The organism is Desulfosarcina variabilis str. Montpellier, assembly GCF_048565275.1.
Taxonomy (GTDB): domain Bacteria; phylum Desulfobacterota; class Desulfobacteria; order Desulfobacterales; family Desulfosarcinaceae; genus Desulfosarcina; species Desulfosarcina variabilis.
This window is the reverse complement of sequence record NZ_CP159846.1, coordinates 5,756,727-5,768,730: the sequence shown is the minus strand read 5'-3', so window position 1 is coordinate 5,768,730 and position 12,004 is coordinate 5,756,727. Positions and strand designations below refer to the sequence as shown.

The following is a 12,004-nucleotide window of genomic DNA, read 5'->3' as shown; positions in this document are numbered from 1 at the left end:
AAGACCCACTCCCAGAGGAATTAACCATGAACACAGAAAACTGTATCCCAGAAGAATTATTACCGCCGAGAGCCGGTTTGATCGCAATTCGTATGAACAATCCCTATTACAAGATGAGCGATGATGAAATCCGAGACCGATTGGAATTTATTCGCTGTTACCTTTTCAGAGATTTTGAATTGCTACTGTTGATTCCCAAAAATGACAACAAAGATGAATTTGCATTCCATGATGTCACTGCAACTGATTCTGAATACAGTGCATTTAATTCCGCTGATTTTAAACGTCCTGCATTTGACAAATACGGATATGCAATGGGTAAAATCATGGAACACATCCAGAACCTTGCAATCTTACATTCATCCATCAACAGTTCCGATGGACGCGATGAAATAGAAAAACGATACGAAAACTTCCTTGATCTCAAATTCCGTGATCGGTTGGCTGTTCTAATTGTTCAACTTCAAAATTGCAGGGATTACGATAGACGATCGACTCTCGAACAAAAAATCGCTGAATTGAACCGTAGGATTTTAGAAGCCAGAAGGATATGGGCGCGATATGCGCCCCCTGAATACTGGGACCGCTGAGTCTATTCAGATTGGAAACTCCCTTGGTCCCGGAGTAAGGAAATCGTTGGTCGTTTATATTTTTTTCGGTTTGTGTCAACATGGTTGACAGACCATTGAATGGTGTAGTCAATTTCAGAAAACCTTTTTGATCCACAAGCGCATGTACTTCATTCGAAAAATCATTCACATCGATATGGATGCCTTCTATGCATCGGTTGAACAAAGAGACAATCCGCAGCTGAAAGGCAGACCGGTGATTGTGGGTGGTGATCCAAGTAGCCGTGGGGTAGTCGCTGCCTGTTCCTATGAAGCCCGCAGGTTCGGTATTCATTCGGCAATGGCTTGCGCCACTGCCTATCGGCTTTGCCCTCAAGCATTTTTTATCCGGCCCCGATTTGATGTCTACAAAACTGTTTCCCATCAGATCCGAGAGATTTTTTTTCAATACACCGATTTAGTTGAACCCCTTTCCTTGGATGAGGCGTTTTTGGATGTGACCCATAATAAATTAGGGCTATCATCGGCCACCCAGATCGCGCAGCAGATCAGAACACAAATTGTTCATGTAACAGGCGGGTTGACAGCCTCCGCTGGAGTTTCGTTCAATAAATTTCTGGCAAAGGTCGCCTCTGATTGTAATAAGCCCAACGGTATCACCGTCATCACGCCAGATGATGCACCGGCGTTTATCGACCAATTACCTATCCGTAGATTTTTTGGTGTGGGGAGGGTTACCGAGGAACGCATGCTAAACCTGGGCATCAAAACCGGCGCAGACCTGAAAAAAATCAGTCTTGAGCGTTTGGTCCAAAGCTTTGGAAAAGTGGGCGCATACTATTATCATATTGCACATGGGCGGGATGATCGACCGGTACAACCCAATCGTACCCATAAATCATACGGCAAAGAGATCACCCTTACAAGCGACATTGACGACACCCACCAGATGATCGTTATCCTTGATGATCTTGCCAGGAAGGTGGCGGATGGATTGCGGCGTGAAGATCGCCAAGGACTGACATTAACCTTGAAAGTCAAATATCATGATTTTCAAACTGTCACGCGGAGTGTCACTTTTCCAGAGCCGATAACCAGCTCCAGTACGATCATAGCAGCGGTCAAAAAGCTGCTTGCGAATACTGATGCCGGGAAAATCAAGGTGCGTCTATTGGGCATTACGGTCTCCAATTTCTTGGATGCCCAACAGAATTCTAATGGCTGGGTGCAATTACCGTTACCATTCAAGGATCCAGATAAAAATTGCTGGCCAGACAATGATCGATCATGGTGAGCGACACTTTGCCGGTGTTTCGACATGTTCCTTCTACACCTCCATTGAACAATAAAAACAATGGAGGTGATAAGCATGTACACGCCTGCTTATCAAGAAATCAAAAAGGCGATTGAAAAATTTCAATATGGATATCGACAATCCAGAACGATTCGATATCGAGTATCGAATCCTCAATGGGATCGGATAATCTGTAGAGTATGTTCGGGATGCGGCATCTCCCTCGGTGACTATGAAAACAAAAACCGGTGGGCTTTTTGTCGGGATTGCCGAAGGATCCTGTTTCCCGAAACAACTTTTTAGGAAAATAGCGGGCATTATAAAAGAGTTCAGGATTGAAGGTGAGATAGGTATCGATGGCAACAATCTCTTGACAGCGAGTTGCGGATCATCTCAAACATAGAATCAAGTTCTATGACTATTGTGGGCGAAAATAATAGTGGCGATAGAGCACACTACCATGAAAATGGTATTGTTTTGCTCTATCATGGAAAAATTGCGAATGGTTAAATTCGCTTGAAGGCGTGCGGGATTCTCAAAATCCTACACACTGGTGCATATGCACAGACCCCCATATGCACAAAGCCACATTTGTTGGTTTGTGTCAGAGGTGGTTATGGGGGAGACAGTTAGCCTTATAATTTAGCGGATCAAGGTCAGCGAAAAGTATTTAAATCAAAGCCACTGAGAGATGGATATGCATAGGAATAATCCATTTTATCAAGACCTGGATCATCAATTGGCGGAACAGACTATTCTGATCCGTCAGGTAAAAGCGGATTACACTGAGGTCAATGAACGCTGGGAACAAGTTCAAAAAGGAAGAGCGGATATTTCAGAAATTGAAAAAATTTTGCAGAAAATCGCTTGGGTCAAATCGGGGATTGAGGCCATAAAGATGCTTCAACAGGATAAAATCGAAGGCATCATTCAGGCAGATATAAAAAATATAGAAGACAGAATCGTGAAGATTCAGGAAAGAATAAGAAATAAAATATGAGGGTGCAAAAATGTTAGTCACCTTCGGTGCAATTTATAGCCCCCGGCCCGTAGGGCCGGGGGTGGGCAGCATAGCAGCTGGGCAAGGCCAATAGGCCAAAAGGGTGAAATAAAGAAAATTAGCGAAAATCAATGAAAACGAAAGAAAAATAACGTATGCGTATTTAATCTAAGTAAATAGGAGAAAAATAAATAAATTCAAATAAATTCTAAAAAATACAATAAATATAGAGTAAGAATAGAGCCCTATTTTTTGTATAGCCGCACTTGTCTGGAGATCATTTTGTAGGCCTCATCTGACAGTTTTCCTTCCGCCAATTGCTTGTTGGCAAGTTCTTGAGCTGGACCTGGTCCCAGACGTCTGATCGTTTTTTTAAGGTCATCTTTCAGTCCCATCATTTTCTGCTTGTCCGCAGATACAAAATCCCAATCTTCAGCGATATCACCTAACATGTCAAAGCTCAGGCCTTCTGAAGCCAATGCGCTTCGGGTTGAGGCTTTCGTCTTTTCCTGCCTCAGATCAAATGTGTTTGCCTCCCAAAAATGATAGTCGTTCATCTCCCCACTTTTGTGTTTCTCGTTTACGGCCTGCTGTTTTTCCAATATTTCGTTCGCTGCATCGATTTCCCGTTGACGAATTTCTGGATCTTGAATTTTCGCGATATTCTCAGCCCAATGCACATCCGGGATATCCTCTTGCCAATTTTCAAGAAATTCATCCGGTAATTCTTCAAAATTTTCGTAATTGTTTCCCATCTCATCCCTCCTCAGGAGTTTGTATGGTTAGCAGAAAAAAATTCAGCTCTCATTCCTATAGTCAGGTCAATCAGCGAAATATTTATATAGCTGTACCACTTACCAGTAATAAAAGTACCATGAGGCCATAAAATGTACCTGAAGAGCCCTTCGCAGCCCACTGAACGATACGCACACCAGCCGTATCTTCCTCCGGATCCAAACTATTTTGACTATGAAAACCGGTACCGTCCTGCAGTATCAAGCCCGCTATATACGGCGGTCGATGACCCTATGTCGGCTACCTACACACCCGGCATCGAAGAATTCCTGCGACAAAAACAGGACCTCAATCGATATAAAATCGAGATGCTTTATACCGCCATGGGTGTGCGGTCATACATTAGTGGGCAATTGTTGTATCGGATCAACTACGACCAATGCACTTGCAGGAATCTGATCCTTTCCAGGGGCGGAGAGTTTTTTGACCGACAACGTATCGACCTGGAAAATAAAATTCTGGATCTGGAAGCAGAAAAGCGCCGGGAAGAAACTGCTTTTTTCCGGGATCTAAGCTTTTTGAACAAGGAACTGCGATTTGCCAAGATCGAAGCATTGGAAGAGCAACACAAGCAGGCCTTGTGTCAGAATATGGAGGAATCAATATGAAACGTGTAACCCGTAACGATGTGAATAAACTAGTCAGCGCGCCGTTGTGCTATGCGCTATTGATGGAAAACGATCAGCTTGAAGAGATCATTTCGGTCTTCGTTTCCGTGCTCAATAAGAAAAATCGAGGTGATCAAAATTCCTAAGCGGATCCTATCACCCACGGCCATTAACATCTATCTTGATTGCCCCCGAAAATTTTACCTGCGCTATATCCAACGATTGAAAAGTCGACCATCGATCCATTTAATTCGCGGGCAACTCGTTCACCGCGCTTTGCATGAATTTCAAAAAAACCATCCTCGGATCCATCCGGAAACCCATATCGATGCCATCCGTTCCGACCTATTAACCACTTTTAACCGATTTTGGAGTCATGCGTACCCGCAATTAGAGGCACTCAACATGGGAAAAGCGAGTCTGGAAGATTTTCGTCAGCAAAGCGAGAAGATGCTACTAAACTACAGCAACTGGTTGTTGACGCACAATTTGAAATGTCCCGATTTCAGTGAGCTTCGTTTATTTTCGAACGCGTTGAGCCTGATGGGTATCATCGATGCGGTTTTCCAGGATCCCGGAAGAGCCGTGATCATAGATTACAAAACATCCCAGCAAGCGGTATTGACGGATAACATCAAGCGCCAGGCAATGATTTATGCGCTGCTTTATCAGGAACGCTATCAGGAGATGCCCGACGCCGTGTGGATCCACTTTTTAATTGAGCCCGGGGAACCGGTACCTATTTATATCGATGAACATTTGCTGGATTACGCCAAGTTGTTGGTTGAATCGGTGCATGAAAAAACGATTTCGAGCAATGAGATCGATTATCCATGCACTTGCGGAGGGTTTTGTGAACAAGGCTTGGTTAAATGATGGTTCAAGGGTGTGCCATGGATCGTGTTGAAGAAAAATTCAAATTGTTGAAACCGGTGCTGCCGTTTACCCAGTGGAACGGATTGCGCATTCGTTATACCTTTGAGTCTGATTTTAGAAAGCGGCAGGAGATCGAAACCTTGCTGGACATGCTGATCGCCCAGAAAGTGCCAGGTTTACCATCGGAACAAATTTTACTGCCACCGCCAGAGTCAACTGAACTCACCGGAGACTATCCGATCGGCAATGTTGTTTATCCGGATCGGTCCATGGGAATCTTCGGGATCAGAACGCAAGAGTGGATTCGTCATTGCGGGATCTTCGGCAAAACCGGGTCCGGTAAAACCACCCTGACCGTCAACATCATCCGGGAGTTGGTCAAAAAAGATCATCCTTTTTTGATCTTCGACTATAAACGCAACTATCGGGATCTGATCAAACAACCAGAATTCACCGGCCATGAGATCTTGATTTTTACCGTTGGCCGGAATGAAGAGGTGCCTTTTTATTTCAATCCAAAACAATCACCCGAGGGGATTGAAGCCTATGTGTGGACCAAACAACTTTCGCAGCTTATTGAAAAGGTCTACTTTTTGGGTTTGGGTGCGGCTGATGTGTTGATGGAAAATGCGGATGAAAAAACGTTCAAGGAGATGCATCAAAAGGTCTTAAAGCAGAAAAAGAAAGCGCGGGAGCTGTTATGGTGGGCCAGTGTCAAGCGGACCTTGAACGCCATTAACTATCCTGGTCTGGGTGAGATGGTCAACTGCGAGCAGGGATATTCCATCCCCGATCTACTTAAAAAAAAGGTGATCCTCGAGTTGGACGGGCTTTCCGCCTGTGACCAAGCCTTTGTCATCGGCACCTTATTATTATGGATATATCATTACCGGATGCGTCAACCCGAACGGGAGATATTGAAGCATTTCATGATCATTGAAGAGGCGCACCATCTGTTTTTGAAAACCCGACAGGAAGAGGATATCGCAGATGTGATCATGCGGGAGATCCGTGAATTGGGCGAGGCGATGATCATCATCGATCAACACCCGAGTAAGATGTCGGTCTCGGCCCTGGGCAATTTGTCCACCAAGTTCGCACTTGCCATGTCGCTGAATCAGGATGTACAGGCCATCGCAAATGCTATGCTCCTGGATCCCAATCAGAAAAAATACCTTTCAATGCTGACCATCGGTCAGGCAATCTGCCGCTCTGATCGATTGGCAACCCCCATCCTATTGTCCATTCCCCACATTCCGCTGAGAAAAGGTTTAGTGACCGATGAAGACGTGAAAAGCCATATGCGAGGCTATTTGCAGGATTTGCAGGCAAAACCGACGCCATTGGTCCAACCGAGCACGATTCGAACGATTCCAAAACGAGAATCTTTATCCCCCCTGGGCCGGATCATGTTGGAAAACATAGCCCAAAAACCGATCATCGGAGTAGTCAAGCGATTCAGAGAATTGGGTCTGAAACCCACCCAAGGATACCAGGTCATCGATGAACTGATCACTCATCAGCTGGTAAAACCCTGCATGATTGACCGACAAAAACTGTATGATTTGACATCAATCGGGAAGAAAATCCTCGGGAAAAAGTTCGCCTTAAACGGTCGCGGTGGATTGGAGCATCGATATTTTGTCGAGAAAATCAAACATCATTACCTCAATCAAGAAGGATTTACGTTTGTCGAAAAAGATAACATTGACCTCGTTGTCGAGTCTTATCACCGATCTCTGGCGATCCAGGTGGAGACTGGTAAATCCGATATCCATTCCAATTTGATCAAACTGGCACAGTATAAGGCTGACCAAAAATACATGCTGGCAACCAACAAGGCAGCAGAAATCAAAATCAGGGAGATGTTCGACACTCTCATTATCCCGGATAAATCCAAAATCCAAATCAATTATGTCAAGGATTTTATCAACAACCCACCCGCCATTTAATCGCCTCCAATCATCCAATCCATCATGCTCAACCGAAAAATGTATCGGCTGCGGATAACAAATAGCGACAGGCGCACCGGATACATCCCAACTTAAAACCAACCATTAACGGCCACAACTAAAGCAGTAACATCGACGCCGTGCAGTAGGGGCCGGTCTCCGTCAGGGGACCGGTTTTTTTCATAGCGTGAGCTATCTCCCGTCTTTTTAGCATTTCTCTGGTTAATAAAAGTCGGGATTCCGAGACTCTATTAACAGAAAGGAGAATTCGATGTCTTGCCAACAATCTTATCCAATCAAAGGAGGTCTATCATGGAAATCACCGAAAACAGCTCCCGAAAAAGAGAATACGAAGCACTTCCTGAACCACAAACAACAAAATTCAACGATGGTGGAGAGCGCTGCCCAGACTGCGGTCAAAAGACCTATCGTTCCGGTAACTGCCCCTATTGCCCCCATTGCGGCTGGTCGAAGTGCCCCTAAAATGTTTCACTATTTTGATTGCGTACTGAGGAAGGTCCAACAGCGGTTTAACGCAACCTTTGGGCGCCAGAAGGTAACGAACGTTGATACCCGTTGTAGAGTGATTTTAGCCATCGTTGGCCTCCAAATGCTCCATCAAAGCATCTTAACAGCCAATCACCCAAGGGATGTTCGCGTCGAAATAGCTCGGTTCGTCAGGTGTAGCCGGACCCTGCACCGTATTTTTGACCAAATGGTGGTTTGAAACCTACACCCAAAAAGGAATTTGATTCATGAATAACCAGCACATGAACGATGGAACAGAGCTTTCGCCACCGCAGACATGTCAGCGGTGTGGCAATCAATATCTATTGATCTGGCTTACCGAAGGGGAGAACTATAAAGATTTTGGTGAACGATACTGCCCATTTTGTCGGTACATGACAGAGATATTTTTTATCCCTGCTGAATAGCAGTCATTTGAAAATAATGAACACCAGCAAACCGCCTAACCGGGCGGTTTTGTTTTTAACCCATCGCGTCAACTGATCACAGTGACGCGATTTTTCATTTTTAGGAGGTGAAACCATGTGGAATGTACCCAGTAAAAAAAGATTAGATCAAATACCCAGGCTCTATGACACCGAGCATATACCGCTCAAAGACAAGCAAATCTACATGCATTTTTTCATCGGTGGCTGCGACTGGTACGTTGCCGAATACGACGGCCAAGACTTGTTCTTCGGCTACGCTATTTTGAACAACGACTACCAGATGGCCGAGTGGGGCTATTTCAGCCTCACCGAACTAAAGGCGTTGTCAATTGGTGGCATTGAAGTCGATTGTGAACATGAGGAATATTTTCCGGTAAAACGAGCCTCAACAATCAAAACGATTTGCAAGGGAAACGGCTGGTCAATGCCAAAACAGTCTGCATCCCATCGGGGAAAAGGAGACTCAGATGGCCTACACGCCTGAGCTGAATCTGTTTTGCAGTGCGGTGCTGCGGCGCATCGCATGGGCCATGAACCTGCCGATGACAAAAGCCCAAATCGAAATCTTCGATTATCTCGGCCGCAAGATCGCAGCTCATAGGGTGTGTGCTTCCTGCAGGGACGACAGCTTTTGTCATCAATGCCCGTTCAACCGCACCTGACAGAAGCCAACCATACCTTTCGCTGAAGTTAATCCACCCCAATTCCACAAATCCACAATAACGCAAAAAGGTGCTTTCGGTACTTCGAAAAGCGCCTTTGGCATTTTCAAGGAGGTGAAACTCATGAACGAGAAAGTAAGATCCGTATTGAACACCATCGTCGAGAATTTCAGATCCGGCGACATCCCCGAGGCCGTGGCCATTGCCAGCTATCCCATCCCGGACATCCCCAGCACCAAGTGGTCCTTTACTAACCGTACGCTGATGTTCCTTTCCGGCACAGCCGACGCCAGGGGGTTCAGGCAATGGAAGCAGGCCGATCGGTGGGTCAAAAAAGGTGCCAAGGCCATCTATATCCTGGTGCCATGCATGAAAGCCCAGGTCGATGAAGAGACCGGCGAGGAGAAAGAGACATTACGCTACTTTAAAGCTTCCCCGGTCTTTGCCTGCGAAGACACCGAAGGCAAACCGCTGGATTACGAACAAGTCGAGCTTCCCGTACTGCCGCTTTTGGAAAGAGCCCAGGTCTGGGGTATTTCGGTCAAAGCGGTGCCTGGTAATTATCGCTACCGGGGCTATTATTCGCCGGATCGAAACGAAATTGCCTTGGCGGCACCGGAAGAGAAAGTGTTTTTCCACGAACTGGCCCATGCCGCGCACGAGAAGATCAAGGGCTCTCTCACCAAAGGACAGGACCCGCTTCAAGAAATCGTAGCCGAACTTTCCGCTCAGGCCCTTTGCCGCCTGGTGGGCAAACGCATCGTCGATACCACCGGTAACTCTTTCCAGTACATCGAACACTACGCAGAGAAAATCAAAATGAGTCCGTATGCGGCCTGCCTGAAAGTGCTCGGAGAAACGGAAAAGGTCATGGGCCTCATTCTGACAGGAACCCAATCATCATGAATAAGGAGGTGAAAAATGAAATTTGTATTCATCCAGGTGTATGGTGGCATCATCGACCAGGTACGCATGTTCGACGAACCAGACCCAGCCATTGATGCACTGGCCCAAGTTGCCCGCGAGTCGGACCTGGAAAAAACAGATGCAGCCGTGTGGACAGCCGAGGGCATGCTGACCAATGTCAAAGACTTTCTCGATGACAACGATCAATTCGTGGATGTACGCGAAACAGTGAAGAAACGGTCCGCAGGCATGCAGCCGTCCATTTATGTGATCGCCAATCCAATCCACCCGCTGGGATTTACCGTCGTATCCTATGACGATCCCATCGGCTTTGACGATCCGGCTGAAGCAATATCCGAACTGGGCCAGCTGCGCAAGGAATTCGGTGGGCACCTTCGTCTTTACCGGGTGGAACCCGTTGTCGGTCCTTTAATCACACCAGCAGAACTGGAACGGTTCAACTCGGATTGTGACGTGGAGGACTTCGATCACGATCAGGTGAAAGACCATCTTTATTAAACTCAGCACCCAAATGCCTCTTGCGATCTGCATGGGGCTTTTTTCCCTACCCAAGCAAAAGGAGACGGATCATGGACATCACCCATTACCTTAAAGCCGGTTATCCAGGCCTATGCATCACCACCATTGAACCCCAGCGCGCCATCGTAACCATCCATGCCGGCGCTTGGCAGTCGTTCACCTGGGATTGTTTGCGCGGCATCAGTGCTGCCGACAGTGGTAGGATCATCGAAGACATTACCGACCCGTTGGAAGCTTTGCGCTGGTTGGCCGCAAAGAACGACACGGTATTGATGGTACAAAACTTCCACCACTTCATCGCATCGATAGAGATCATCCAGGAGATCCAGAACAGTATCGCCATCTGGAAGGCCTCCGGGTGTTGCCTCATCCTGGTAGGCCCACCGGTTCAATTGCCAGTGGAAATCGGTACCTATTTCACTGCCCTGGAGTTCAAGCTGCCCGACCGGCAGGCTCTGCAGCGCATTCAACAGGACCTGGCCGATAGCGTCGGGGTCGACATTCACCCGCCGGCCATCGATGCGGCGCTCGGCTTGACCGAATTCGAAAGCGAAACCGCCTTTGCCCTGAGCCTGGTCACCACCAAGCGGTTTTGTACACGGGTGGTCACCGAGCAGAAAATGCAAATGATCAAACGAACTGGCCTGATGGAGTTTTGGCCGCCGGTTCCGAAAGACCATGTCGGTGGACTGGAACGCTTCAAACAATACCTGGCCAACCGCAAGAAGGCCTTTGAACCGGACAATGAGCACCTGCCCAAACCCAAGGCTTTACTGCTGGTGGGCATCCCCGGTACCGGCAAAAGTCTCTCCTGCAAAGCGGCCGCATCCATCCTGGGTTGGCCCCTGCTCCGATTAGACCTGTCCGCCCTGAAAGGTTCCCTGGTTGGTGAGAGCGAACAACGCATCCGACAGGCCACGGCCACCATCGATGCTTTCGGTAAAGCCGTGGTGTGGTTGGACGAGATCGAGAAGGGTTTTGCCGGGGTCCAATCCTCGGGCCAAACAGATGGCGGTACCACGGCCGGTATGTTCGGCCATTTTCTCACCTGGCTGCAGGAGACTACCAGCCCGGTATTAGTGTTGGCCACAGCCAACGGCATCGATCAACTGCCACCTGAGTTCATGCGGGCCGGCCGGTTCGATGCCATGTTTTTCGTGGACCTGCCATCCACAGAGGAAAGAATCGACATCATCCGAATCATGAATGCCCGCTACCAGGCCCAGATACCCGAAGACTATGCAGACCAGCTCGACGGGTGGACCGGTGCCGAGATCGAGCAGCTGGCCAAGGACGCTCTGTTCGACGGTCTGGACACGGCCTTGGATACCATCGTGCCCCTGTCCAAAACCATGAAAGAGCAGATCACTGCGTTGCAGCAGTGGGCTGCTACCCGGGCCCGTCGGGCCAACAATGCTCAAGCCCATACCCCCAAACCCATCAGGAGGATCAATTGCCATGTCGCACATCAGTAAAATCGAACTGGAGGTTAAGGATTTATCCGCCCTCAAGCAGGCCTGCCGTGCGTTGAACTTGGAGTTTTGTGCTCGCCAGGAACAATTCCAGTGGTACGGCCAGTCATCGCAGTGCCAGCACGCTATCCGGATCCCCGGTGCACGGTATGAAATCGGAGTGGTTAAAAACAACAACGCCTGGGAACTCAACTGCGACTATTACGATGCTGCCATCGAAAAGGCCATCGGCCGCCAGGGCGGATGGTTGAAACAGGCCTATGCCGTGGCCAAAACCCGTATCGAAGCGCGCAAAAAAGCCTACACGGTAGTGGAACGCAAAACCCCTACCGGTATCCGGTTGCATGTGCGCCTGACCTAAAGATAGGAGGACT

At 47.7% G+C, this 12,004-nt stretch carries 15 protein-coding genes; 14 read left to right on the top strand and 1 reads right to left on the bottom strand.

The features are described from left to right. The first annotated feature begins 26 nt into the window (after positions 1-26). The 3 genes from Dvar_RS25940 (at position 27) to Dvar_RS25930 (ending at position 2,863) form a co-directional block, all read left to right on the top strand. Complete coding sequence (locus Dvar_RS25940) at positions 27-590, top strand: hypothetical protein (protein WP_419656025.1); 564 nt, start codon at positions 27-29, stop codon at positions 588-590. 142 nt (positions 591-732) lie between these two features. Beyond that, positions 733-1,863, top strand: a complete 1,131-nt coding sequence (gene dinB / locus Dvar_RS25935) for a DNA polymerase IV (RefSeq protein ID WP_419664162.1) — start codon at positions 733-735, stop codon at positions 1,861-1,863. Positions 1,864-2,560: 697 nt separating this feature from the next. Continuing rightward, entirely contained in the window at positions 2,561-2,863 is a 303-nt protein-coding gene (locus Dvar_RS25930) for a hypothetical protein (RefSeq protein WP_419656024.1), read from the top strand. 245 nt (positions 2,864-3,108) lie between these two features. Here the strand turns inward: Dvar_RS25930 and Dvar_RS25925 are convergent, their stop codons facing one another. After that, entirely contained in the window at positions 3,109-3,618 is a 510-nt protein-coding gene (locus tag Dvar_RS25925; RefSeq protein WP_419656023.1) for a hypothetical protein, read from the bottom strand. Positions 3,619-3,750: 132 nt separating this feature from the next. Here Dvar_RS25925 and Dvar_RS25920 point away from each other — a divergent pair, with 132 nt between their 5' ends. From Dvar_RS25920 to Dvar_RS25870, 11 genes are all read left to right on the top strand, one after another. Further along, entirely contained in the window at positions 3,751-4,266 is a 516-nt protein-coding gene (locus Dvar_RS25920) for a hypothetical protein (RefSeq protein WP_419656022.1), read from the top strand. Continuing rightward, complete coding sequence (locus tag Dvar_RS25915) at positions 4,263-4,412, top strand: hypothetical protein (RefSeq protein ID WP_419656021.1); 150 nt, start codon at positions 4,263-4,265, stop codon at positions 4,410-4,412. The genes Dvar_RS25920 and Dvar_RS25915 overlap by 4 nt, the downstream gene beginning before the upstream one ends. Continuing rightward, positions 4,396-5,142 carry a RecB family exonuclease gene (locus Dvar_RS25910; protein ID WP_419656020.1) on the top strand — a complete coding sequence of 249 codons (747 nt, stop codon included), beginning with the start codon at positions 4,396-4,398 and terminating at the stop codon, positions 5,140-5,142. The genes Dvar_RS25915 and Dvar_RS25910 overlap by 17 nt, the downstream gene beginning before the upstream one ends. Before the next feature lie 17 nt (positions 5,143-5,159). After that, the gene (locus Dvar_RS25905) at positions 5,160-7,094 is read left to right on the top strand and encodes an ATP-binding protein (protein ID WP_419656019.1); all 1,935 of its coding nucleotides are present in this window, start codon (positions 5,160-5,162) and stop codon (positions 7,092-7,094) included. A 312-nt stretch (positions 7,095-7,406) separates the two neighbouring features. After that, positions 7,407-7,577, top strand: a complete 171-nt coding sequence (locus Dvar_RS25900; RefSeq protein WP_419656018.1) for a hypothetical protein — start codon at positions 7,407-7,409, stop codon at positions 7,575-7,577. Positions 7,578-8,144: 567 nt separating this feature from the next. Next, positions 8,145-8,534, top strand: coding sequence for a DUF2958 domain-containing protein (locus tag Dvar_RS25895; RefSeq protein WP_419656017.1), 390 nt, complete (start codon positions 8,145-8,147; stop codon positions 8,532-8,534). Next, positions 8,518-8,712: a hypothetical protein gene (locus Dvar_RS25890; protein ID WP_419656016.1), complete on the top strand. Its 195-nt coding sequence runs from the start codon at positions 8,518-8,520 to the stop codon at positions 8,710-8,712. The genes Dvar_RS25895 and Dvar_RS25890 overlap by 17 nt, the downstream gene beginning before the upstream one ends. Positions 8,713-8,835: 123 nt before the next feature. Then, positions 8,836-9,618, top strand: coding sequence for an ArdC-like ssDNA-binding domain-containing protein (locus Dvar_RS25885; protein ID WP_419656015.1), 783 nt, complete (start codon positions 8,836-8,838; stop codon positions 9,616-9,618). A gap of 15 nt (positions 9,619-9,633) precedes the next feature. After that, positions 9,634-10,137 (top strand): hypothetical protein, encoded by a 504-nt coding sequence (locus Dvar_RS25880; protein WP_419656014.1) that lies wholly within the window; start codon positions 9,634-9,636, stop codon positions 10,135-10,137. Between the two features lie 71 nt (positions 10,138-10,208). Further along, the gene (locus Dvar_RS25875; RefSeq protein WP_419656013.1) at positions 10,209-11,633 is read left to right on the top strand and encodes an AAA family ATPase; all 1,425 of its coding nucleotides are present in this window, start codon (positions 10,209-10,211) and stop codon (positions 11,631-11,633) included. Further along, on the top strand, positions 11,617-11,991 hold the full coding sequence (locus Dvar_RS25870; RefSeq protein ID WP_419656012.1) for a DUF1257 domain-containing protein: 375 nt from the start codon (positions 11,617-11,619) through the stop codon (positions 11,989-11,991). The genes Dvar_RS25875 and Dvar_RS25870 overlap by 17 nt, the downstream gene beginning before the upstream one ends. Positions 11,992-12,004: the final 13 nt, after the last annotated feature.